The organism is Stenotrophomonas sp. HMSC10F07, from assembly GCF_001807895.1.
Taxonomy (GTDB): domain Bacteria; phylum Pseudomonadota; class Gammaproteobacteria; order Xanthomonadales; family Xanthomonadaceae; genus Stenotrophomonas; species Stenotrophomonas sepilia.
On sequence record NZ_KV791434.1, the window covers coordinates 1 to 22,793 of the forward strand.

Genomic DNA, 22,793 nt, shown 5'->3' on the forward strand with positions numbered 1-22,793 from the left:
CCCCGGCTGCGCCGCGTGGTGCTCCGCCGCCGCCGCCGCGCAACGACGAGCGCAACAACCGCAGCGCGCCGCGCAACGAGCGTGGCCCGGGCGACCGCTTCGCCGGCCAGATGCACCTGTCGGCCGCCGACCGTGCGCGTCGTGGCAACAGCAACAACAGCAATTCGCGTGGACGTCCGGGTGGCCGCAACCAGTCCGGTGGCCGTCGCGACATGTCGCGTGGTGGCAACAATGCCGGTCCGCACGCGTTCGAACGCCCGACTGCACCGGTCGTGCGTGAAGTCGCGATCGGCGAGACCATCACCGTGGCCGACCTGGCGCAGAAGCTCGCGCTGAAGGGCGGCGAGGTGGTGAAGGCGCTGTTCAAGATGGGCGTGATGGCGACCATCACCCAGTCCATCGACCACGACACCGCTGCGCTGGTGACCGAAGAACTCGGCCACAAGGCGATCCGTGCCAACGACAACGATGCCGAAGACGCGCTGCTGGCTTCGACCGGTGAAAACCAGGGCGAAGCCGTACAGCGCCCGCCGGTGGTCACCATCATGGGTCACGTGGACCACGGCAAGACCTCGCTGCTGGACTACATCCGCCGCACCAAGGTTGCCCACGGCGAAGCCGGCGGCATCACCCAGCATATCGGCGCCTACCACGTCGAGACGCCCAAGGGCGTCATCAGCTTCCTGGATACCCCGGGCCACGCCGCGTTCACCTCGATGCGTGCCCGCGGTGCCAAGCTGACCGACATCGTGGTGCTGGTGGTTGCTGCCGACGACGGCGTCATGCCGCAGACCAAGGAAGCGATCCAGCACGCCCGTTCGGCGGGTGTGCCGCTGATCGTGGCGATCAACAAGATCGACAAGTCCGGTGCCGACCCGATGCGGGTCAAGAACGAGCTGCTCTCCGAGCAGGTCGTGGCCGAAGAGTTCGGTGGTGACATCCAGATGGTGGAGATCTCGGCCAAGACCGGCCTGGGCATCGACGACCTGCTGGACGCGGTGTCGGTGCAGGCCGAACTGCTGGAACTGAAGGCCGTCGACGAAGGTCGCGCCTCGGGCGTGGTGATCGAATCGTCGCTGGACAAGGGCCGCGGCCCGGTCGCTACGGTGCTGGTGCAGCAGGGCCGCCTGAAGAAGGGCGACTACCTGGTGTGCGGTATCCAGTACGGCCGCGTGCGTGCGCTGTTCGACGAAACCGGCAAGCAGCCGGAGTTCGCCGGCCCGTCGATCCCGGTGCAGGTCCTGGGCCTGTCCGGTGTGCCGGAAGCCGGAGACGACTTCGTGGTGGTCGAGGACGAGCGCCTGGCCAAGGATGTTGCCCAGCAGCGTGAGACCAAACGCCGTGAATCGCGCCTGGTCGCCACCGCTGGCAGCCGCATGGAAGACATCATGGCGACCCTGGGCAAGGGCGAGGGCCAGCAGGTCCTCAACCTGGTCATCAAGGCCGACGTGCAGGGTTCGGTGCAGGCCCTGAGCCAGGCACTGGTCGCGCTGTCCAACGAAGACATCCGCATCAACGTGATCCACTCCGGCGTCGGCGGCATCACCGAATCGGATGCCAACTCGGCGGCTGCTTCGAAGGCCACCGTCATCGGCTTCAACGTGCGTGCGGATGCTTCGGCCCGTCGCATCATTGAATCCAACGGCGTCGACCTGCGTTACTTCTCGATCATCTATGACGTGATCGATCAGGTGAAGCAGGTGGCATCCGGTCTGCTGGGCGTGGAGATCCGCGAAGAGATCATCGGTATCGCCGAGGTCCGCGACGTCTTCCGCAGCTCCAAGCTGGGCGCCGTTGCCGGCTCGATGGTCATCGAGGGCGTGGTCAAGCGCAACAAGCCGATCCGCGTGCTGCGCGACAGCGTGGTGATCTTCGAGGGCGAGCTGGAATCGCTGCGTCGCTTCAAGGAGAACGTCGAGGAAGTCCGCAACGGTACCGAATGCGGTATCGCGGTGAAGGCCTACAACGACGTCAAGCCGGGCGACCAGATCGAGTGCTTCGAGCGTATCGAAGTGCCGCGCACCCTGTAATGCTGCAAGGTGGCCCGACCAACGGTCGGGCCCTATCATGTACCTGTAGCGCCCGACCGTTGGTCGGGCGACAATCGAATCAAAGGTAGCGCCCGACCGTTGGTCGGGCGACAACTGAACCAAGAGCTGCTCGTGCCCAAGACTTTCCATCGAACCGACCGTGTCTCCGCCCAGCTGCGCCGTGAACTCGGCACCCTGGTGCACAACGCCGTGCGCGAGCACGGGTTGCCCTCGGTGAGCGTGTCCGACGTGGAAATCACCCGCGACATGGCCCATGCCAAGGTGTTCGTCACCGCCCTGATGCCGGAACGCTCGGCTGAAGCCGTGGCCGGCCTGAAGGAGCTGGGCTACCGCCTGCGCATGGACCTGGCCCGCGCGATGAAGCTGCGCCACGTGCCGGAGCTGCATTTCCACTACGACGACTCGGTCGACCGTGGTGAGCACATCGACAACATCCTGCGCGACCTGCCCGATACGCTGGCCGCGGAGAAGCGTCGCGCGAGCGACGACGAATAACCGCGCGACGCCGGGCATGCCCGGCGTCGTTGCATTCCGGCTGTGCGACGTCTGACGCAGACCGCGCTGCGGCAGCCGAGCATGGCTCGGCCCTACACATTCCTGCCATGACCCGAATTCAGTTCCGCCGCCTGGATGGCATCCTGCTGCTCGACAAGTCGACCGGCATGAGCTCCAACGCCGCCCTGCAGGTGGCGCGCCGCCTGTTCCGTGCCGAGAAGGGTGGCCACACCGGCAGCCTCGACCCGTTGGCCACCGGCCTGCTGCCACTATGCTTCGGCGAGGCCACCAAGATCGCCGGCCTGCTGCTGGGTTCGGCCAAGGCGTACGATGCCGAGATCGTCCTCGGCCAGACCACGGATACCGATGATGCCGAGGGCCAGGTGCTGGTGCAGCGCCCGGTGCCGGTGATCAGCGCCGAGGCCCTGCAGGCTGCGCTGGCGCCACTGACGGGGAACATCCGTCAGCGGGCTCCGATCTATTCGGCGCTGAAGCAGGGCGGGGAACCGCTGTATGTGAAGGCCCGCCGCGGCGAGGCCATCGAGGCTCCGGAGCGCGAGGTCCAGGTGCACGCGATCGAGGTGCTCGAACAGCTGCCCGGGCGCCTGCACCTGCGCGTGACCTGTGGCTCCGGCACCTATATCCGCAGCCTGGCCCGCGATCTCGGCGAACGCCTGGGCTGTGGCGCCCACATCAGCGCGCTGCGCCGGCTGTGGGTCGAACCGTTCCGCGCGCCGGCGATGGTCACCCTGGACCAGTTGCGGGCGATGGCCGAGGCCGGCGACGAGGCGGGCATGGACGCGCTGCTGCTGCCGCTGGCAGCCGGCCTGGCTGGATACCCGCGGGTCGACCTCGATGCCGGGCAGACCCACCGCTTCTGCGTCGGCCAGCGCCAGCGTGACGCGTCCTGGCCGCATGGCCTGGTGGCCGTGTTCGGTCCGGACGATGCTGTCCAGGGCCTGGGCCAGGTCGACGACAGTGGCCTGCTGGCCCCGCAGCGCCGTTTCAACCTCTGACCGGGGCAGGGTGGTTCAGCCCCGGTCCTTGTCCCGGAAGCCCCTGGCCGTTACAATTTCGCGGCCGTTTTCCGGCAACCTGCCTCGCGCAGGTTTCATCCTCGTAGTCCACGGCGAGCCTGGCGGTGCGCGAAGCGCGTTCCTGCCGGCCACGCATCACAGAGATAAAAGAAATGTCGATCGACACCCAGAAGGTCATTGAAGACAACAAGCGCAGCGCCGCTGACACCGGCTCCCCGGAAGTCCAGGTTGCCCTGCTGACCGCCCGCATCGAACTGCTGACCGGCCACTTCAAGACCCACAAGAAGGATCACCACAGCCGCCGCGGCCTGCTGCAGATGGTCAACCGCCGTCGCAGCCTGCTCGACTACCTGAAGAAGAAGGACGTCGAGCGTTACAAGGCCCTGATCGAAAAGCTTGGCCTGCGTCGCTAAGCAACGAATCCCCCGCGGCGCAGCGATGCGCCGCGGTTTTGTTTTGTAGCACCGCAATCCCCGATTCAGGCCGGAACGATCCGGCCACCCGCTGGCGGCAAGGGTCGCCGACGGTCCAAATTCGCAGACAGCATCCCCAAGGACACCCTCCGTGGCAAAAATCACCAAAACCTTCCAGTACGGCAAGCACACCGTCACGCTTGAGACCGGCGAAGTCGCCCGCCAGGCCAGCGGCGCGGTCATCGTCAAGATGGACGACACCGTACTGCTGGTCACCGCCGTCGCCGCCAAGAGCGCGCGCGAAGGCCAGGACTTCTTCCCGCTGACCGTCGATTATCAGGAAAAGTTCTACGCCGGCGGCCGCATCCCGGGTGGTTTCTTCAAGCGTGAAGGCCGTGCGACCGAGAAGGAAACGCTGATCTCGCGTCTGATCGACCGTCCGATCCGTCCGCTGTTCCCGGAAGACTACAAGAACGAAGTGCAGATCATCGCCACGGTCATGTCGCTGAACCCGGACGTGGATGGCGACATCCCGGCCCTGATCGGCGCCTCGGCTGCCCTGGCCCTGGCCGGCACCCCGTTCATGGGCCCGATCGGCGCTGCCAAGGTCGGCTACAAGAACGGCGAGTACATCCTGAACCCGACCGTCAGCGAACTGGCTGACTCGCAGCTGGAACTGGTCGTTGCCGGTACCTCCAATGCCGTGCTGATGGTCGAATCCGAAGCCGCGCTGCTGTCCGAAGACGTGATGCTGGGCGCCGTGACTTTCGGTCACCGCGAAATGCAGAAGGTCATCAACGCGATCAACGAGCTGACCGTCGAAGCCGGCACCAAGCCGTCGACCTGGGAAGCCCCGGCCAAGAACGACGCGCTGATCTCCGCGCTGAAGGAAGCCATCGGCCCGCGCCTGGGCGAAGCCTTCCAGGTGCGCGACAAGCTGCAGCGCCGTGACGCCATCTCGGCGATCAAGAAGGACGTGTTCGAAGCCCTGGCGGGCCGCGTGGCCGCCGAAGGCTGGAACCCGGCCGAGCTGTCGAAGGAATTCGGCGAGCTGGAATACCGCACCATGCGTGACTCGGTGCTGGACACCAAGGTCCGTATCGACGGCCGTGCGCTGGACACCGTCCGCCCGATCGCCGTGAAGACTGGCGTGCTGCCGCGTACCCACGGTTCCTCGCTGTTCACCCGCGGCGAAACCCAGGCCATCGTGACCATCACCCTGGGCACCGCCCGTGATGGCCAGGTCATCGATGCCGTTGCCGGTGAGTACAAGGAAAACTTCCTGTTCCACTACAACTTCCCTCCGTTCTCGGTGGGCGAGTGCGGCCGCATGATGGGCCCGAAGCGCCGCGAAATCGGCCACGGTCGTCTGGCCAAGCGCGGCGTGCTGGCTGTCATGCCGTCGCTGGAAGCCTTCCCGTACACCATCCGCGTTGTTTCGGAAATCACCGAGTCGAACGGTTCCTCGTCGATGGCCTCGGTCTGCGGCTCGTCGCTGGCGCTGATGGACGCCGGCGTGCCGGTGAAGGCCCCGGTGGCAGGCATCGCCATGGGTCTGGTCAAGGAAGGCGACCGTTTCGTGGTCCTGTCCGACATCCTGGGTGACGAAGATCACCTGGGCGACATGGACTTCAAGGTGGCCGGTACCGCTGAGGGCATTTCCGCCCTGCAGATGGACATCAAGATCGAAGGCATCACCGAAGAGATCATGAAGCAGGCCCTGCAGCAGGCCAAGGCTGGCCGTCTGCACATCCTGGGTGAAATGGCCCACGGCCTGACCGCTCCGCGTGAGGAGCTGTCGGACTACGCGCCGCGCCTGCTGACCATCAAGATCCACCCGGACAAGATCCGCGAAGTGATCGGCAAGGGTGGCTCGACCATCCAGGCCATCACCAAGGAAACCGGCACCCAGATCGACATCCAGGACGACGGCACCATCGTCATCGCGTCGGTCAACGCCATCGCTGCCCAGGCCGCCAAGGCCCGCATCGAGCAGATCACCTCGGACGTCGAGCCGGGCCGCATCTACGAAGGCAAGGTCGCCAAGATCATGGACTTCGGTGCGTTCGTTACCATCCTGCCGGGCAAGGACGGCCTGGTCCACGTGTCGCAGATCTCCAGCGAGCGCGTCGAGAAGGTCGGCGACAAGCTGAAGGAAGGCGATGTGGTCAAGGTCAAGGTGCTGGAAGTCGACAAGCAGGGCCGTATCCGCCTGTCGATGAAGGCAGTCGAAGAGGGCGAAGGCGCCAGCGCCGAATAATCGGTACTGCTGATCGTGCGGTGGGTGAGGACCGTTGGTCCTCACGCTTTCGCAAATGAAAAAGCGGGCTTCGGCCCGCTTTTTCTTTGCCTCGATGTTGTGAAGAGAAGCTCATCCAGGTCGCTGCATGTCCTGCTGCAGTGCATGATCGCCGCCACGCGGCCATCGTTCTGTCACGGTTGCACGGATCGCACCTGTCCATGGGACGACATGCCGCGACATCCGCACCACAGCCCCATCGGTTTGCTAACGTGACGGCGCCTTTGAACCGGGAGATCCCATGTTCCGCCAGACCGTGGCCGTCCTTGCCGTGCTGATTGCCGGTGCCCTGCCCATTGCCGCGCACGCAGCGCCCGCACAGCCGCCGATCTTCGGCGCCTACTACCCTGGCGGATCGGCCGAGCGCTATCCGGTGTCGAGCATTCCGGCCGAGCGCCTGACCCACCTGTTCTACGCGTTCTCCACCATCGAGGACGGCCGCTGCACGGTCGGTGCGGAAGCGCCGAAGAATTTCGCCGCACTGGCCGAACTCAAGAAGGCGCATCCGCACCTGCGCACGCTGATTTCGATCGGTGGCTGGGGCGCGGGTGGGTTCTCCGATGCAGCGCTGACCGAGGCCAGCCGCAGGCGCCTGGTCGATTCGTGCATGGCGCTGTTCTTCGAACGCCACGCCGGCAGCTTCGATGGCGTGGACATCGACTGGGAATTCCCGGTCAGTGGCGGACCGAAGGAGCTGGCGCATCGCCCGCAGGATCGCGCCAACCTGACCCGGCTTGCGCAGTCCTTCCGCCAGGCACTCGATGCACGCGGTCGCAAGGTGGGCCAGCCGATGCTGCTGACCGCCGCGTTGGCCGCCGGCCGCCTGCAGACCGACGGTCCCTATGATCCAGCGGCGAGCTACGACCTGCCGGCGCTGGCCAGGGTGTTCGATTTCATCAACCTGATGAGCTACGACATGGGCACCGGCTTCTCGTCGGTGTCGACCTTCAATGCGCCCTTGCATGAAGTGCCGGCCGATCCGCTGGCGCCGGAGCTGCGCCGCTGGAACAACGTGGCCGGCGCCGTGCAGTACTACCGTGAACATGGCGTGCCGGCCGACAAGCTGGTGCTGGGCGTGCCGTTCTACGGGCGCGGCTTCAAGGTCACCGGCGATGCACCGGACGGCCTGTATCAGCCCTACAGTGCACCGGCCGATGCCGGCGACTGGCGGGTGATCAAGGCGCGCTATCTCGACCAGCCGGGTTGGACCAGACACTGGCAGCCGCAGGCGCAGAGCCCGTGGCTGTACAACGCCGGGCAGAAAATCCTCATCAGCTATGAGGACCCGCGTTCGATCGGCCTGCGTGCGCAGTTCGCCCGCGAGCAGGGCCTGGCCGGAGTGTTCATGTGGGAGCTGACCGGCGACGACGAGCAGGCCAGCCTGCTCAACGCCATGCTCGGCCCGTGGCAGAAGGCGCGCATCGGCGATTGAGTCGCCTGCTGGCACCGGGCCGATGCCCGGCGCCATGCCGCAACGCCAGCGACCCGACACCGCACAGTGCGATGACGCCGGCGGCGCTACGCTTTGCGCATGATCCATCTCGAACGCCTGGACCACCTGGTTCTCACCGTCGCCGACATCGAACGCAGCTGTGACTTCTACCAGCGCGTGCTCGGCATGCAGGTCGTACGCTTCGGCGCGGGACGTAGCGCGCTGCAGTTCGGCCAGCAGAAGATCAACCTGCATCCGGCCAATGCGCCACTGCAGCCGCATGCGCTGCGACCCACGCCGGGGAGTGCCGATCTGTGCCTGGTCACGCGCACAGTGATGGTCGATGTGCTGGCACACCTGCAGGCGCAGGCCATTGTGGTGGAGGAGGGGCCGGTCGCGCGTACCGGTGCGCTGGGACCGATCGAATCAGTGTACTTCCGCGACCCGGATGGCAACCTGATCGAAGTGAGTCGTTACCCGGGCGAAGAGCGCCCGCAGCGGTAGCGCCGGCTCGTGCCCGGCGACGCTTCAGTTCGCCCAGACGCTGTTCGGATCGCCGTTGCGGGCGCGGCGCTGGCTGGCGACGGCCAGGCGGGCGAAGCCGAAGGCCATGGCCAGCGCGATGGCATCGATCCAGAACAGCGGCCACTGGCCACGCGCGGCGGCGCGCCACAGCCAGTCACCATTGAGTGCACCGTGCAGGACCGGCACCAGTGCAGTGCTGATCGCTGCGGCCCACAGCAGTTCGCGCGCGGCCTGCGCGGGGCGGCGCAGTGCAGCCCACAGCGCACAGGCTGCCCAGCTGCCGAAGCAGGCCCAGCGGATGCCGTGGTCGACCGCCGACGGTGCCAGCCGCTCCAGCACCAGTGCGGTGACGAACGCGACCGAGATCGCCACGCACAGGCCGATGCACACGCCGACCGTGGCCCGCGCCATGTTCACACCGGCACGTGGCTGTTGTGGCTGGCGACGCTTGCGCCGCGACTCGATCCACAGCAGGTTGCCGGAGTAGAACAGGAACGCACCGCCGAGGCCGAGCAGGAAGTACAGCCAGACCACCACGCCGTTGCCGAACTCACCGAAGTGCAGCGCGTAGGCGGCGCTGAGCGTGGCGTGGTTGGCGTCGCGCTGGCCCGGCAGCTGCGACGCGAGCAGGTTGCCGGTGGCGACGTCCAATGCCACGGCACCAAGCGGGCCGAGGGTGCCACTGGCCTCGCCGGTGATCTCGATCGTGGCGTTGGCATCGCCGCCATTGGCCAGCTTCAGGTAGGCCGGTTCAAAGTTGGCCACGCCCTGCGCGCGGGCCACTTCAAGTGCGCGCGCATGCAGCACGCGCAGGCTGCCCGGTGGCGCCGGAATCCCGCTGGCATCGCGCACCGGCGCAGTGTCCATCGCGGTCGGTACCGCTTGCAGCGCCTTGCCGTCGTAGATCAGCGGATTGAGCAGGGCCATCTGCACGAACACCAGGCACAGCAGGGCGCCCGTGACTGCGAACATCAGGTGGAAAGGCAGGCTGAGCACGCCGATCACGTTGTGCGCGTCCTGCCACAGCTGCTTCAGGTTGCGGCCCGGGCGCAGCGCGAACAGGTCGCCGAACAGCCTCGGCAGGTGGATCACCAGGCCGCTCAGCAGCGCCATGCCATACAGCAGGCTGACGATGCCCATCACATAGATGCCGGCCACCGGCAGGCCGAGGCTGTAGTGCAGTTCGTTGACCAGTTCTGCCAGTCCGGTCTGCGGCGGCGAGGGGCTGCCGGCGATCTGGCCCGGCCAGGCGTAGCGCCAGCTGCCGTCATCGGCCTGCCAGTACGCCAGGGGCTGCGGGTGTTCGGTGCCGGGGAAGGTCATGCCAACGTGGCGGCGGGCCTCCGGGTGTGTCGCCAGTACGTCTTCCAGCAGGTACTGCGCATCGTCCAGGCCCGCCGGCAAGGCGGTGGCTGCGCCCGGGGTCTGCCACAGCGGCAAGTCGTGATGGAACAGGGTCAGCGCACCCGCATAGAAGGCCACGAAAAGGCCGAAGCCGGCGACCAGGCCGACCCAGGTGTGCAGGGTGGTGAACGTGCGCAGCGTCTGCGAACTGAACTTCATGGGGGAGCTCTCATTGCACCGCGCCGGTCAGGCGCAGCAGCCCGAGCACGGCGAAGCCGGCCGCGGCGCTGCCACCCAGAACCAGCCAGGCGCGCAGTGCGCTGCGGAAGCTGAACGCCCACAGGGCGGCCAGCATCCATAACGGGATGAAGGCGATCAGGGTCGGCACCAGTGCGCGCTGCCACGGGCCGGGCGGCAGCCAGGCCAGCAGGCCGGTGGCGGCGGCCGCAAGCAGGAAGCCAGCGATGATGCCGGCGATGGCGCGCGACCACATCACGGCGACTCCGTGCCCGGGCGATGCCAGGCGGCCAGCGCCGGCAGCAGCATCGCGGCGAGCATCCAGGTGCACAGCATCGCCACCAGACCGGCAGCGAAGCCGAGTTCGGCCATCCACAACCACAGGGCAGCAGCGGCGGCGACCAGGCCGATCTGGCGGCCGAGGCGACCGGCGCGGCGCAGGCGGGGCCAACGGCAGTGCGGCGAGGCGGCGTAGAAGGCCAGTGCCGAAAACATCGCTGCCAGCATGCCCAGGCTGCAGAAGCCCAGGGTGGAAAGGCCGACGGTGATCATTGCGGGCGGGCGCCGCGGCAGTGGGCCGGCGAACGCGGGGCACGGGCGGGGCCGGCGGGAGCCGGTCGGAGCGGGTGGCGCATCACGAGGTCCTGGGGGAAGCGGGCAGGCTGGCACGGGGCGGGCTGCGCGGACATGGTAATCATTGCGTTTTCACGCCGCCAGCGCCGGCCATTCAGCGGACCGCACGGCAGCCCTTGGGCTTTCCGGTGCGCTGGTTTAAGATCGTCGCAGACTCCTGACTGGAACAAGGTGGCCCGCGCCCAGCGCCGGCCGAGCGTGCGACATGAGCACTACCACCGCCCACTGTTGACCTGCCCCCGAAGGCCCTGTGTTCCAGGCGCCCTCGCGGCGCTTTTTTATTGCCCGGGCCGCGGCCCGGGAACGCTTTCCAGCCCGCCCCGCGGGCCCCGCACGAAGCCACTGCGATGATCAACATTACCCTTCCCGACGGCAGCCGCCGCGAGTTCGAAAATCCCGTCAGCGTCATGGACGTCGCCCAGTCGATCGGTGCCGGCCTGGCCAAGGCCACCATCGCCGGTTCCGTCGATGGCGTGCTGGTCGATGCCAGCGACGTCATCGACCACGATGCCAGCCTGCGCATCATCACCGCCAAGGACGAGGAGGGCGTGGAGATCATCCGCCACTCCTGCGCCCACCTGGTCGGCCACGCCGTCAAGCAGCTGTACCCGGACGTGAAGATGGTGATCGGCCCGGTGATCGCCGAGGGCTTCTACTACGACATCTATTCCGAGCGCCCGTTCACGCCGGACGACATGGCCGCGATCGAGAAGCGCATGGGTGAACTGATCGCCCAGGACTACGACGTCATCAAGAAGATGACGCCGCGCGCCGAGGTGATCGAGATCTTCAAGGCCCGTGGCGAGGACTACAAGCTGCGCCTGATCGAAGACATGTCCGACGACATCCAGGCGATGGGCATGTACTACCACCAGGAATACGTGGACATGTGCCGCGGCCCGCACGTGCCCAACACGCGCTTCCTGAAGGCCTTCAAGCTGACCCGCATCTCCGGCGCCTACTGGCGCGGCGATGCGCAGAACGAACAGCTGCAGCGCATCTACGGCACCGCCTGGGCCGACAAGAAGCAGCTCGAGGCGTACATCAAGCGCATCGAGGAAGCCGAGATGCGCGACCACCGCCGCATCGGCAAGCAGCAGGACCTGTTCCACCTGCAGGAAGAAGCCCCGGGCCTGGTGTTCTGGCATCCGAAGGGCTGGGCACTGTGGCAGGTGGTCGAGCAGTACATGCGCAAGGTCTACCGCAACAGCGGCTACGGCGAAGTGCGCTGCCCGCAGATCCTGGACGTGAGCCTGTGGAAGAAGTCCGGCCACTGGGACAACTACCAGGACAACATGTTCTTCACCGAATCGGAGAAGCGCACGTACGCGGTCAAGCCGATGAACTGCCCGGGCCACATCCAGGTGTTCAACCAGGGCCTGCACAGCTACCGCGACCTGCCGATCCGCTACGGTGAGTTCGGTTCCTGCCACCGCAACGAGCCGTCCGGCGCGCTGCACGGCATCCTGCGCGTGCGTGGTTTCACCCAGGACGACGGCCACGTGTTCTGCACGGAAAACCAGATCGAGTCGGAAGTGACGGCCTTCCACCAGCAGGCGCTGGCGGTTTACCGGCACTTCGGCTTCGACGAGATCCAGATCAAGATCGCGCTGCGTCCGGAGTCGCGCCTGGGTGACGACGCCACCTGGGACAAGGCCGAAGGCGCGCTGCGCTCGGCGCTGACCGCCTGTGGCGTGGAATGGCAGGAGCTGCCGGGCGAGGGTGCCTTCTACGGCCCGAAGATCGAGTACCACCTGAAGGACGCGATCGGCCGTACCTGGCAGCTGGGCACCATGCAGGTCGACTTCATGATGCCGGGCCGCCTGGGCGCCGAGTACGTGGACGAGAACAGCCAGAAGAAGCACCCGGTCATGCTGCACCGCGCCATCGTCGGCTCGATGGAGCGCTTCCTGGGCATCCTGATCGAGCACCATGCCGGCCAGTTCCCGGCCTGGCTGGCACCGACCCAGGTGGTGGTGGCCAACATCACCGACGCCCAGGCCGACTACGTCTCGGGCGTGACCAAAACCCTTGCGGAGCAAGGCTTCCGCGTCAGCTCGGATTTGCGTAACGAGAAGATCGGCTATAAAATCCGCGAGCATACGTTGCAGCGCGTGCCCTACCTGCTGGTCATCGGTGACCGCGAGAAGGAGAATGGGGCTGTGGCGGTGCGTACGCGTTCTGGCGAAGACCTGGGCAGCATGAGCCTGCAGGCCTTCATCGAGCGGCTCCAGGCCGAGGGCGCGTAAGCAAAGGTCCGGTCCGGGCGCACAGGCACCCGGACCGGTTCGATACCCTTGGGAGAACGTAATATCAGCACCCCTGACAACAAACAGAACCGCAAGAATCAGGAAATCCGTGTGCCGCGCGTCCGCGTGATCGGCAGTGACGGAGAAATGATCGGCGTGTTGTCGCGCGACGAAGCGCTGTCCATGGCCGAAGATGAAGGCCTGGACCTGGTCGAGATCCAGCCGCAGGCCGATCCGCCGGTCTGCAAGATCATGGACTTCGGCAAGTTCAAGTTCGAAGCGCAGAAGAAGGCCAGCGAGGCCAAGAAGAAGACCAAGCAGGTCGAGATCAAGGAAGTGAAGTTCCGTCCGGTCACGGACGAGGGCGACTACCAGATCAAGCTGCGCAAGATGCGCGGGTTCCTTGAAGAGGGCGACAAGATCAAGGTCAACATCCGCTTCCGTGGCCGTGAAATGAGCCACCAGGAACTGGGTCGTGAAATGGCCAACCGGATCGAGGCCGATCTGGGCGAGGACATCGTCATTGAATCCCGTCCGCGCCTGGAAGGGCGTCAGATGGTCATGATGATCGCGCCGAAGAAGAAGACCTGAGGCCGGACGGGCCGCCTTCCGGGGCGCCTGGCTGAATGGTTCAGGATAAAGGGACGCCGCTGGCGTCCCTTTGCTTTTGCAGGATGCCGGTGAAGTGCCGGCGAAAGGGCTGCAGGGGCTGGTGGCAGGGCGGTTTTGCCTGTATCATGCCCGGCTCGACCCACCCAGGACGGGTCGTACGCCGATCATGGCAGGACGGAAAGAGCGGCCCAGGCCGCCGCCAGATCAGTCAGAAACCAGGGTCATATCCCATCAAGGACATTGCAATGCCCAAGATCAAGACCAACCGGGCAGCGGCCAAGCGTTTCCGCAAGACCGCCTCGGGCAAGTACAAGTGCGGCCACGCCAACCGTAGCCACATCCTCACGAAGAAAGCGACCAAGCGTAAGCGTAATCTGCGTCAGACGGGCCATGTCCGTGCAGAAGACGCAGGCCGTCTGGACCGCATGCTCCCTTACCTCTGAGGAACTGAAAAATGGCACGAGTTAAGCGTGGCGTACAGGCGCGTCGCCGCCACAAGAAGATCCTGGATCTCGCCAAGGGCTATTACAACGCCCGTCGCAAGGTCTTCCGCGTCGCCAAGCAGGCGGTCATCAAGGCACAGCAGTACGCCTACATCGGCCGTAAGCAGAAGAAGCGCAACTTCCGTTCGCTGTGGATCACCCGTATCAATGCGGCTGCCCGCATCAACGGCCTGAGCTACAGCCGCTTCATGAACGGCCTGCTGAAGGCTGGCATCACCCTGGATCGCAAGGTCCTGGCTGACATCGCCGTGCACGACGCAGCCGGTTTTGCTGCGCTGGCCGAAAAGGCCAAGGGCGCGCTGGCGGCATAAGTCCTTCCCGATGCCGTAACCGTTCACTCGGAACGGTGTCAGGTCAAGGCAATGCATGGGGAAGGGCGCAAGTCCTTCCCCATTCTTTTTTGGGTTCCGGCGAGGCCATGGCGGCAGCGCGGGGACGGCGGTGGCGACAGGGGTCGGCCCTTCGCGCATCGCGATGGCAGATCGACTGGAGTTCCGGCCCCCCATGAGCGACATCCAATCCCTCACCACCCAGGCGCTGGCCGATGTGGCCGCCGCACAGAGTCCCGACGTGCTGGAACAGCTGCGCGTGGCCCTGCTTGGCAAGAGTGGCAGCATCACCTCGCAGCTCAAGCAGCTCGGCGCCCTGCCGGCGGACGAGCGCAAGGCCGCTGGTGAAGCGATCAACCAGGCCCGCGACGCGCTGACCCGCGCGCTGGGCGAGCGCAAGGCGCTGCTGGAAGACGCAGCGCTGGATGCGCGCCTGGCCGCCGAAGCCATCGACATCACCCTGCCGGGCCGCAACGGCGACCGTGCCGGCCTGCACCCGATCACCCGCACCCTGGAGCGCATCACCGGCATCTTCGGCCGGCTGGGCTACGAGCTGTCGGAAGGGCCGGAGATCGAGGACGACTGGCACAATTTCGAGGCGCTGAACTTCCCGCCGCACCATCCGGCGCGCGCCATGCACGACACCTTCTACTTCGGCGACGGCCGCCTGCTGCGCACGCACACCTCCGGCGTGCAGGTGCGCTACATGGGCGACCACGCGCCGCCACTGCGCATGATCGCCGCCGGCAAGGTGTACCGCAGCGACAGCGACCAGACCCATTCGCCGATGTTCCACCAGGTGGAAGGCCTGCTGGTGGACGAGCATTCGACCTTCGCCGACCTGAAGGGCACGCTGGCCGAGTTCGTGCGCGCCTTCTTCGAGCGCGACTTCGAGATGCGCTTCCGCCCCAGCTATTTCCCGTTCGTGGAGCCGGGCGCGGAAGTGGACATTGCCTGGCAGCAGCCCGACGGCAGCACCCGCTGGCTGGAAGTGCTGGGCTGCGGCATGGTCCATCCGAACGTGCTGCGCAACGTCGGCATCGATCCGGAGCGCTACACCGGCTTCGCGTTCGGCATGGGCGTGGAGCGTTTCGCGATGCTTCGTTACGGCGTCAACGATCTGCGCGCGTTCTTCGAGAACGACGTGCGATTCCTGAAACAGTTCGCGTAAGCCGCAACCATGTAGAGCCGAGCCATGCTCGGCTGCTCCTAAATTCGCAGGCCCAGGCGCATGCGCCGGGCCCACCAGGGTGACACCATGAAATTCTCCGAAAACTGGCTGCGCAGCCATGTCCCGACCGGCGCCTCGCGCGATGAACTGAGTGCAGTGCTGACCGCCATCGGCCTGGAAGTGGAAGAAGTGACCGCGCTGGGCGAAGGCCTCGATCACGTGGTCGTGGCGCGCATCGTCGAGGCCGTGCGCCATCCCGAAGCTGATCGCCTGCAGGTGTGCAGGGTCGATGCCGGGCAGGGCGAACTGCTGCAGATCGTCTGCGGCGCACCGAACGCGCGCCCGGGCCTGGTCGCGCCGCTGGCCATGGTGGGTGCGCAGATCGGCGAGCTGAAGATCAAGCCGGCCAAGCTGCGCGGCGTCGAGTCCAACGGCATGCTGTGCTCGGCCAAGGAGCTGGGCCTGGACAACGATGCCTCCGGCCTGCTGGAGCTGCCCGATGACGCGCCGGTCGGCCAGGCCCTGGTCGACTACCTGGGCCTGCCGGACGCCAGCATCGAGATCAAGCTGACCCCGAACCGCGCCGACTGCTTCAGCCTGCGCGGCATCGCCTATGACGTCGCCGCCGCCACCCGCAGCGAAGTGCTGGACTTCGCTGCCGAGGCCATTCCGGCAGTCGGCAGCCGTGAGCTGAGCATCCAGCTCGACGCCGGCGCCGAAGCGCCGCGTTACCTGGGCCGTGTCATCGAGGGCGTCAACGCCGCCGCCAAGACTCCGTTGTGGATGGCCGAGCGCCTGCGCCGCAGTGGCGTGCGTCCGGTCTCGCTGCTGGTCGACATCACCCAGTATGTGATGCTGGAGCTGGGCCAGCCGATGCACGCCTACGACCTCGGCACCCTGCAGGGCAGCATTGCCGTGCGCCGTTCGCGCGCGGGCGAGACGCTGAAGCTGCTGGACGGCCGCGATGCGGCGCTGGACGACAGCTTCCTGGTGGTCACCGACGCCGATCGTGCTATCGGCCTGGCTGGCCTGATGGGCGGCTTCGACACCCGTGTCACCGACGCAACCACCGCCGTGTTCCTGGAAGCCGCGCACTTCGCGCCGGCTGCAATCATGGGCCGTGGCCGCAAGCTGGGCCTGCACACCGATGCCGGCCACCGCTTCGAGCGCGGCGTCGATCCGGCGCTGCCGCGCATCGCGATCGAGTACGCCACTCGCCTGGTGCTGGACCTGGCGGGCGGCACCCCGGCGCCGGTTACCGAGGCCGTGCGTGAAGCCGATCTGCCGCAGCCGGCAACCATCGTGCTGCGCCGCGCCCGCATCACCCGCGTGCTCGGCATCACCATCGACGATGCGGAAGTCGAGCGCATCCTGCGCGCGCTGGGCATGGACGTGGTTGCTGCTGCCGACGGCTGGCAGGTGGTCGCGCCGAGCCGCCGCTTCGACATCGCCATTGAAGAAGACCTGATCGAAGAGCTGGCCCGCATCCACGGTTACGAGCAGATCCCGACCACGCTGCCGGGCGGTGCCGCCCGCGTGGCGATGCCGAGCGAGACCCAGCTGGACGCGCTGAGCGTGCGCCGCCAGCTGATCGCCCGTGACCAGCAGGAAACCGTCAATTTCGCCTTCGTCGACGATGCGCTGCTGGCCCAGTGGCAGCTGCGCGACGGCCTGGTGCCACTGGCCAATCCACTGTCGGCCGAACTGGCGGTAATGCGTCCGTCGCTGCTGCCGGGCCTGGTCGCCACACTGGGCCGCAACGCCGCCCGCCAGCTCGGCCGCGTGCGCCTGTTCGAGCTCGGCCGCGTGTTCGCCCAGCAGGCCGGAGATGGCCAACCGGCACCGCTGGAAACGCCGCGCGTGGCGGCAGCTGTCTGCGGTGACGCGCAGGCGGTGCAGTGGGGCCTGCCGACTCGCAAGGTCGACTTCCATGACCTGAAGGGCGACCTGGAATCGCTGGCGGCTGCCAGTGGTGCGGTACTGGAGTTCCGCCCGTCGGCCCGTGCCTACGGCCACCCGGCGCGGTCGGCCGAGGTGTTCCGCGATGGCGTGGCGATCGGCTGGATCGGCCAGATCCACCCGCGTCTGGCCAAGGCGATGGATATCGAGGCCGATGTCTACGCCTTCGAGCTGGATCTGGAACCGCTGACCGCCCGTCGCCTGCCACGTGCCGGCGAGCTGTCGCGCTTCCCGGCGGTGCGTCGCGACCTGGCGTTCCTGGTGCCTGAACAGGTGGCTTGGGCCGATCTGGCGGCGACCGTGCGCCAGGCCGCCGGCCCGCTGCTGCGCGACCTGAACCTGTTCGACCGTTACGTCGGCCAGGGCGTCGAGCCGGGATTCAAGAGTCTCGCTATGGGCTTGATTTTGCAGGACAAGTCGCGCACTCTGACGGACCGCGACGTGGATGCGGTGGTGGCCGAGGCGGTCACTGCCATCGAGCGTGAACACCACGCCCGGATCCGCGGCTGAGCGGGCAGCACTCGGGGGTAGCAGGCAATGGCATTGACCAAGGCGGAGATGGCGGAAAAGCTGTTCGACGAAGTCGGTCTGAACAAGCGGGAAGCCAAGGAATTCGTCGACGCGTTTTTCGATGTGCTGCGTGAAGCATTGGAACAGGGACGTCAGGTGAAGCTGTCGGGCTTCGGCAATTTCGATCTGCGGCGCAAGAACCAGCGCCCGGGTCGCAACCCGAAGACCGGCGAGGAAATTCCGATTTCCGCCCGTACGGTGGTCACCTTCCGGCCGGGCCAGAAGCTCAAGGAGAGGGTGGAAGCTTATGCTGGATCCGGGCAGTAACCGCGAACTACCGCCGATCCCGGCCAAGCGCTACTTCACCATCGGTGAGGTCAGCGAGCTGTGCGACGTCAAGCCGCACGTCCTGCGCTACTGGGAAACCGAGTTTCCCAGCCTTGAGCCGGCCAAGCGCCGAGGCAACCGCCGCTACTACCAGCGCCATGACGTGCTGATGGTGCGGCAGATCCGCAGCCTGCTGTACGAACAGGGCTACACCATCGGTGGTGCACGCCTGCGCCTGGATGGTCCCGATGCCCGCGAGGAATCGGCGCTGAGCAACCAGATCATCAAGCAGGTGCGCATGGAGCTGGAAGAAGTGCTGCAGTTGCTGCGCCGCTGATCCAATTTCCATCGTAATCCGCTATACTTCACGGCCCGCCGCACTGGCGGGCACATCGCAGCATCAGTCGGGGCGTAGCGCAGCCTGGTAGCGCATCTGCCTGGGGGGCAGAGGGTCGTCGGTTCGAATCCGGCCGTCCCGACCACTGTGATGAATCAAGAAGCCCGCGCAGCGATGCGTGGGCTTTTTTGTGCGTGCGGTGTATGCTGCGCGCCACTCGTACTACCGCGGCTGCTGAACCCGGTACTCACGAGAACACATCATGGAATCTGCAAGAAACCGTGCCTGGCGTCGCAGCCAGGCCCGCAATCGTGGTGGCGACCGCGCCACGACCGCCTGCCGCTACAAGCCCGAGAAGAGCTGGAAGCTGTTGTATACGCGCGATGCCAAGCTCGCGCGTGCACGCCAGCTGGGCTTCACCTATCCGGTCCTCAGCGCCCGGCAACTGCAGGAACAGGAATGATCAACCTGCTGTTCGTCTGCAGCCGCAACCAGCTGCGGAGCCCGACCGCCGAAGCCATGTGGCGACGGCGGCCCGGCTTCAACGCGCTGTCGGCCGGCACCAGCCCGCACGCACGACGCCCCATCGGCTCGGCGGATATCCGCTGGGCCGATGTCATCTTCGTGATGGAGGCCAAGCACCAGCATCGCCTGCGGGCCGCGTACGCGCGCCTGCTGGAACACAAGCGCCTGCATTGCCTGGACATCCCCGACGACTATCGTTGCATGGATCCGGTGTTGATGGACCTGCTGGACGCAAAGGTGACCACGTATCTCGATCAGCTGCCGGAAAAGCGGTAGATCAGCTCCGGATCGCCTTCGTCCAATCCATGCACGATGCCGCTGTCGATGAAACCCGAGGCGGGCATCACCTCGCGGATATGCAGCATCGTCGAGGAAGGATCGGGGGGTGCCATCGCAGGCTCCTGGACTGGATGCGCCCAGTCCATCGATCACGTCGGCCGTGCCTGCGTATCCGCCAAAGCCAGCGTGTGGTCGGCAGTCAATACACGCGGAACTCGGCACGGCAGCCGTCGCTGACCCACACCCCGCGGCGGTCCCAGCCCCAGTTGCGGTCCTCGACGCACGGCGTCACCGACTTCTGCTTGACCAGGCGCACCTCGCGACGCACGCGGATGCGGCATTCCTTGTCCTTCTGCTCGTAGGACTCGCAGACCAGGCGCTCGCCGTCGTCATCCCGATCACGATCCCGGCCGCGCCCCGGCCAGCGGCTGCGCCCCTGTTCGTCTGCCACGAACTCAGCGCGGCAGCCTTCGGTGACCCAGAGCATGCGGCGGCTCTGGCCCCAGTTCTGGTCCTCGACGCAGCGGGTGACCGACAGCTGCCTGGCCATGCGCATGCGGCCTTCGATCGGGCACTGCTGGGTCTTGTTGAACTGCGACTCGCAACGCAGCGGCGGAATGTGATCGCTGTCGTAGTCCTGGGCGGCCACCGTGGTGGCCACCAGCAGCAGGGCCAGGGCGGAGGTGGCAATGGGCGGCAACAGGCGATGGGTCATGGAGAGCCTCGGCAGGGGGAATGGGCCGCAAGAATGGACCAGCCCGAGGCCGTCGGAACGGATCGTTCCGGCGCTGGCTCAGTGGGGATTTAGTAGTGCGCACCGGCCCATGCAGGGCCTTACATCCCTTATCATCGCGGCACATCCGATCGCATCGGCTTACACCTTCTTACATGTCTCCCACGCATGCCGGCGCAGCCTGTGGCTGCCGTCACTGGCGTGCAGCCGGCTTGCGGAGGAGGATGCGCGGACCACGACGACCACAGGGGGTTGCGTTGATCAGCAGTACCGTCATTCATCGCTCGGCTGGCGCAGAGGCCGGGCAGGTGCGTGTCCTGGACACCACGTTCAAGGGCAAGCATGTGTTCATTGCGTGGGGCCTGCGCGGGCCGGAACTGACCCGCAGCGCAGACCCGCCCGCCACCGTGGCTGCGCGCAAGGCGTTGCACGCCGTGGCCGGCCACAGCGAAGGGCCGCGCAGCCCGGAGGTGTTCATCGCCAACCAGTCGGCGGTGGCGATTACCGTCTATCGGCTGCTGACCGAAGCGCGTTCGGGCGATGCCATCTTCTTCCTGTGTGATTCGCAGGCTGTGGTCGACTGGCTGATCACCGCACTGGAAGTCCAGGGCCAAGGCTGACGCTGCGCGCGGTCAGGCCAGCGCAGCGTCCACCGCCGCAAGCGCGTGCAGGGTGGTCGTGTCGAACAACGGCACCGCACTGTCTTCGGGGCGCACCAGCAGCATGATCTCGGTACAGCCGAGGATGATCGCTTCGGCGCCGCGCGCGACCAGCCGCGCAATCACGCCGGCGTACACCTGCCGCGAGTGCTCGCTGGCCACGCCGGCGATCAGCTCCTGGTAGATGATGTCGTGCACGCAGCGGCGATCATCAGCCTCCGGAACCAGTACCTGCAGCCCGAAGCGGTCCTGCAGCCGGTCGCGGTAGAACGCCTGCTCCATGGTGAAGGCGGTGCCGAGCAGTCCGACCTTGCGGATGCCTGCCTGCAGGATCGCCGTGGCGGTCGGGTCGGCGATATGCAGCAGGGGCAGCGGGCATTCGGCTTCGATCCGGCCGGCCAGCATGTGCATGGTGTTGGTGCAGATCACCAGCAGCTCGGCGCCACCGGCCTGCAGTCGCCGCGCGGCATCGAGCATGTGGTTGCCCAGCACATCCCACTGACCGTCGTGCTGCAACTGCTTGATGTCGGCGAAATCCACCGACCACAGCAGCAGTTGCGCCGAATGCGCGCCACCGAGGCGATTCCGCACCGCCTCGTTGATGAGCCGGTAGTACTGCGCCGAGCTTTCCCAGCTCATGCCGCCGATCAGGCCAAGGGTCTTCATGCATTGCTCCATGCCGGGAAGCCGTCATTGCAGCACAGCAGCTGTGGCAGTTGCACTACACATTAGTAGTTGCTAATGTGTTGATCATGATCGAGAACGCCCTGTTCAAGGCGCTGGCTGACCCCACCCGCCGCCACATCTTCGAAAAGCTGGCCGATGGCGGGCGGCATGCCAGCGCGCTGCGCGAGGGCATTGCGATCAGCCAGTCTGCGATGTCCCAGCACCTGGCAGTGCTGCGCGATGCAGGGCTGGTGCGTGAGCAGCGCCAGGGGCGCTTCGTCCACTATGAAGTCGATCCGCGCGGGCTGGCCCACATCGGACGCTGGCTGCAGCGTTACCGGGCCTACTGGCCGGCGCGGATGTCCGCACTGCAGAACCTGCTGGAGGAGATGGACTGATGGACGATGTTCTGAAGGAAGCGGCTCCCGCGCTGGTGATGGAGCAGCGGTTGCCTGCGCCACCGGAACGGGTCTGGCGCGCACTGTTCGATCCGGCACTGCGTGAGCGCTGGTTGCCTGCCGCCGATCTTGCCGATCCAAAGCCCTGCCTGTTCGAGGAGGGGCGGGAGCTCGGATTCCGCTTGCGCGATGCACAGCCCCCACATCTGCACAGCCTGGTGTGTTTCCGGCTGCGCGGTGATGAGGATGGGGGAACGGTGCTGACCATCGTGCATCGGCTCACCGACCGGCGCGCGCTGATACCGCCGGCGTCCAACGATGACCATCGCACGGTGATGCGCGCGGCGTGAGCCGGCGCCTGGATCGAACGCTACAGGGAGCAGGCACATGCGGGACAGAATGCAGCTGGTACCGATGGTGGTGGAACGCAGCGAGCGCGGTGAGCGCTCCTATGACATCTACTCGCGGCTCCTGCGCGAGCGCATCATCTTTCTCAACGGCGAAGTCGATGACACCGTATCGGCGCTGGTCTGCGCGCAACTGCTGTTCCTTGAATCTGAAAATCCGGAGAAGCCGATCCATCTGTACATCAACTCGCCGGGCGGGGTGATCTCCAGCGGCTTGGCGATGTACGACACGATGCAATACATCTCGGCCCCGGTGCATACGCTGTGCATGGGCACCGCGCGGTCGATGGGTTCGTTCCTGCTGATGGCCGGCGAGCCGGGTCACCGCGCGGCGCTGGCCAATGCCAGCCTGCATGTGCACCAGCCGCTGGGCGGGGTGCAGGGCCAGGCTTCGGACATCTTCATCCACGCCGAGGAGATGCAGCGCACCAAGCATCGCATCACCCAGCTGTATGCGCGGCATTGCGGACGCAGTTTCGAGGAGGTCGAACAGACCCTGGACCGTGATCGGTTCATGAGCGCCGAGCAGGCATGCGAATGGGGCCTGATCGACCAGGTACTGGTACGGCGCGACGCGCTCGCGGCCTGAGCCTGCCTCTGTAACCACCGCATCCATGCTGCACTGTGTGTGCCGCGCCAGGCCGGCGCACTCTATGCTGGTTG

Annotated in this window: 27 protein-coding genes and 1 tRNA gene; 22 read left to right on the forward strand and 6 right to left on the reverse strand. The window is 66.3% G+C overall.

The window, feature by feature from the left end:
- The 7 genes from infB to HMPREF3114_RS15845 form a co-directional block, all read left to right on the forward strand.
- The coding region (gene infB, locus HMPREF3114_RS15815) for a translation initiation factor IF-2 (protein ID WP_070489988.1) at window positions 1-2,030 on the forward strand (2,030 nt) is incomplete at its 5' end.
- A 132-nt stretch (window positions 2,031-2,162) separates the two neighbouring features.
- Complete coding sequence (rbfA, locus tag HMPREF3114_RS15820; protein ID WP_053499257.1) at window positions 2,163-2,546, forward strand: 30S ribosome-binding factor RbfA; 384 nt, start codon at window positions 2,163-2,165, stop codon at window positions 2,544-2,546.
- Window positions 2,547-2,653: 107 nt separating this feature from the next.
- The gene (truB, locus tag HMPREF3114_RS15825) at window positions 2,654-3,562 is read left to right on the forward strand and encodes a tRNA pseudouridine(55) synthase TruB (protein ID WP_053499255.1); all 909 of its coding nucleotides are present in this window, start codon (window positions 2,654-2,656) and stop codon (window positions 3,560-3,562) included.
- Window positions 3,563-3,735: 173 nt separating this feature from the next.
- Window positions 3,736-3,996, forward strand: a complete 261-nt coding sequence (gene rpsO / locus HMPREF3114_RS15830) for a 30S ribosomal protein S15 (protein ID WP_005417886.1) — start codon at window positions 3,736-3,738, stop codon at window positions 3,994-3,996.
- 151 nt (window positions 3,997-4,147) lie between these two features.
- Complete coding sequence (pnp, locus tag HMPREF3114_RS15835) at window positions 4,148-6,256, forward strand: polyribonucleotide nucleotidyltransferase (RefSeq protein WP_053499253.1); 2,109 nt, start codon at window positions 4,148-4,150, stop codon at window positions 6,254-6,256.
- A 280-nt stretch (window positions 6,257-6,536) separates the two neighbouring features.
- Complete coding sequence (locus HMPREF3114_RS15840) at window positions 6,537-7,727, forward strand: glycoside hydrolase family 18 protein (protein WP_053499251.1); 1,191 nt, start codon at window positions 6,537-6,539, stop codon at window positions 7,725-7,727.
- A 102-nt stretch (window positions 7,728-7,829) separates the two neighbouring features.
- Window positions 7,830-8,231, forward strand: coding sequence for a VOC family protein (locus HMPREF3114_RS15845; RefSeq protein WP_196768677.1), 402 nt, complete (start codon window positions 7,830-7,832; stop codon window positions 8,229-8,231).
- A 24-nt stretch (window positions 8,232-8,255) separates the two neighbouring features.
- Here HMPREF3114_RS15845 and HMPREF3114_RS15850 read toward each other — a convergent pair whose 3' ends face one another.
- The 3 genes from HMPREF3114_RS15850 to HMPREF3114_RS15860 are packed head-to-tail and all read right to left on the reverse strand — an operon-like array spanning window position 8,256 to window position 10,385.
- The gene (locus HMPREF3114_RS15850; RefSeq protein WP_053499249.1) at window positions 8,256-9,815 is read right to left on the reverse strand and encodes a PepSY-associated TM helix domain-containing protein; all 1,560 of its coding nucleotides are present in this window, start codon (window positions 9,813-9,815) and stop codon (window positions 8,256-8,258) included.
- 10 nt (window positions 9,816-9,825) lie between these two features.
- Window positions 9,826-10,089: a hypothetical protein gene (locus tag HMPREF3114_RS15855; RefSeq protein WP_049452537.1), complete on the reverse strand. Its 264-nt coding sequence runs from the start codon at window positions 10,087-10,089 to the stop codon at window positions 9,826-9,828.
- A complete protein-coding gene (locus HMPREF3114_RS15860; RefSeq protein WP_005410439.1) occupies window positions 10,089-10,385 on the reverse strand; it encodes a hypothetical protein in 297 nt (98 codons plus the stop codon). The genes HMPREF3114_RS15855 and HMPREF3114_RS15860 overlap by 1 nt, the downstream gene beginning before the upstream one ends.
- A 428-nt stretch (window positions 10,386-10,813) precedes the next feature.
- Between HMPREF3114_RS15860 and thrS the strand changes: the two genes are divergently transcribed.
- The 11 genes from thrS to HMPREF3114_RS15910 all read left to right on the forward strand — a co-directional run bounded on the left by thrS (window position 10,814) and on the right by HMPREF3114_RS15910 (window position 19,264).
- Window positions 10,814-12,715 carry a threonine--tRNA ligase gene (thrS, locus tag HMPREF3114_RS15865; protein ID WP_053499247.1) on the forward strand — a complete coding sequence of 634 codons (1,902 nt, stop codon included), beginning with the start codon at window positions 10,814-10,816 and terminating at the stop codon, window positions 12,713-12,715.
- Window positions 12,716-12,778: 63 nt separating this feature from the next.
- On the forward strand, window positions 12,779-13,306 hold the full coding sequence (infC, locus tag HMPREF3114_RS15870; RefSeq protein WP_072169143.1) for a translation initiation factor IF-3: 528 nt from the start codon (window positions 12,779-12,781) through the stop codon (window positions 13,304-13,306).
- 266 nt (window positions 13,307-13,572) lie between these two features.
- A complete protein-coding gene (gene rpmI / locus HMPREF3114_RS20695; RefSeq protein WP_005410436.1) occupies window positions 13,573-13,770 on the forward strand; it encodes a 50S ribosomal protein L35 in 198 nt (65 codons plus the stop codon).
- 11 nt (window positions 13,771-13,781) lie between these two features.
- Window positions 13,782-14,141 carry a 50S ribosomal protein L20 gene (gene rplT, locus HMPREF3114_RS15875; protein WP_005410435.1) on the forward strand — a complete coding sequence of 120 codons (360 nt, stop codon included), beginning with the start codon at window positions 13,782-13,784 and terminating at the stop codon, window positions 14,139-14,141.
- A gap of 193 nt (window positions 14,142-14,334) precedes the next feature.
- On the forward strand, window positions 14,335-15,330 hold the full coding sequence (locus HMPREF3114_RS15880) for a phenylalanine--tRNA ligase subunit alpha (protein ID WP_005417865.1): 996 nt from the start codon (window positions 14,335-14,337) through the stop codon (window positions 15,328-15,330).
- Between the two features lie 87 nt (window positions 15,331-15,417).
- Window positions 15,418-17,799, forward strand: coding sequence for a phenylalanine--tRNA ligase subunit beta (gene pheT / locus HMPREF3114_RS15885; protein ID WP_053499262.1), 2,382 nt, complete (start codon window positions 15,418-15,420; stop codon window positions 17,797-17,799).
- Window positions 17,800-17,826: 27 nt separating this feature from the next.
- The gene (locus tag HMPREF3114_RS15890) at window positions 17,827-18,126 is read left to right on the forward strand and encodes an integration host factor subunit alpha (RefSeq protein WP_005410432.1); all 300 of its coding nucleotides are present in this window, start codon (window positions 17,827-17,829) and stop codon (window positions 18,124-18,126) included.
- Window positions 18,107-18,463: a MerR family transcriptional regulator gene (locus tag HMPREF3114_RS15895; RefSeq protein WP_005410431.1), complete on the forward strand. Its 357-nt coding sequence runs from the start codon at window positions 18,107-18,109 to the stop codon at window positions 18,461-18,463. The genes HMPREF3114_RS15890 and HMPREF3114_RS15895 overlap by 20 nt, the downstream gene beginning before the upstream one ends.
- A 68-nt stretch (window positions 18,464-18,531) precedes the next feature.
- Window positions 18,532-18,608 (forward strand) — tRNA-Pro (locus HMPREF3114_RS15900).
- Window positions 18,609-18,725: 117 nt separating this feature from the next.
- Entirely contained in the window at window positions 18,726-18,926 is a 201-nt protein-coding gene (locus HMPREF3114_RS15905; protein WP_053499245.1) for a hypothetical protein, read from the forward strand.
- Window positions 18,923-19,264: a low molecular weight protein tyrosine phosphatase family protein gene (locus HMPREF3114_RS15910; protein WP_053499243.1), complete on the forward strand. Its 342-nt coding sequence runs from the start codon at window positions 18,923-18,925 to the stop codon at window positions 19,262-19,264. The genes HMPREF3114_RS15905 and HMPREF3114_RS15910 overlap by 4 nt, the downstream gene beginning before the upstream one ends.
- Here the strand turns inward: HMPREF3114_RS15910 and HMPREF3114_RS21230 are convergent.
- Window positions 19,243-19,380, reverse strand: coding sequence for a hypothetical protein (locus HMPREF3114_RS21230; RefSeq protein ID WP_005417849.1), 138 nt, complete (start codon window positions 19,378-19,380; stop codon window positions 19,243-19,245). The two genes, HMPREF3114_RS15910 and HMPREF3114_RS21230, sit on opposite strands and share 22 nt — an antisense overlap.
- Before the next feature lie 86 nt (window positions 19,381-19,466).
- Complete coding sequence (locus tag HMPREF3114_RS15915) at window positions 19,467-19,982, reverse strand: DUF3011 domain-containing protein (protein WP_053499241.1); 516 nt, start codon at window positions 19,980-19,982, stop codon at window positions 19,467-19,469.
- 242 nt (window positions 19,983-20,224) lie between these two features.
- Between HMPREF3114_RS15915 and HMPREF3114_RS15920 the strand changes: the two genes are divergently transcribed.
- Window positions 20,225-20,620, forward strand: coding sequence for a hypothetical protein (locus HMPREF3114_RS15920; RefSeq protein ID WP_053499239.1), 396 nt, complete (start codon window positions 20,225-20,227; stop codon window positions 20,618-20,620).
- A 12-nt stretch (window positions 20,621-20,632) separates the two neighbouring features.
- On the opposite strand, the gene HMPREF3114_RS15925 is transcribed toward HMPREF3114_RS15920, so the two are convergent.
- Complete coding sequence (locus HMPREF3114_RS15925; RefSeq protein ID WP_053499236.1) at window positions 20,633-21,325, reverse strand: aspartate/glutamate racemase family protein; 693 nt, start codon at window positions 21,323-21,325, stop codon at window positions 20,633-20,635.
- Window positions 21,326-21,411: 86 nt separating this feature from the next.
- Between HMPREF3114_RS15925 and HMPREF3114_RS15930 the strand changes: the two genes are divergently transcribed.
- From HMPREF3114_RS15930 to HMPREF3114_RS15940, 3 genes are read left to right on the forward strand one after another with little or no spacing between them, the layout of a single operon-like run.
- Window positions 21,412-21,723 (forward strand): ArsR/SmtB family transcription factor, encoded by a 312-nt coding sequence (locus HMPREF3114_RS15930; RefSeq protein WP_005417843.1) that lies wholly within the window; start codon window positions 21,412-21,414, stop codon window positions 21,721-21,723.
- Window positions 21,723-22,073: an SRPBCC family protein gene (locus HMPREF3114_RS15935; RefSeq protein WP_053499234.1), complete on the forward strand. Its 351-nt coding sequence runs from the start codon at window positions 21,723-21,725 to the stop codon at window positions 22,071-22,073. Before HMPREF3114_RS15930 ends, HMPREF3114_RS15935 begins: the two co-directional genes overlap by 1 nt.
- Window positions 22,074-22,110: 37 nt before the next feature.
- Window positions 22,111-22,719, forward strand: coding sequence for an ATP-dependent Clp protease proteolytic subunit (locus HMPREF3114_RS15940; RefSeq protein WP_053499231.1), 609 nt, complete (start codon window positions 22,111-22,113; stop codon window positions 22,717-22,719).
- Window positions 22,720-22,793: the final 74 nt, after the last annotated feature.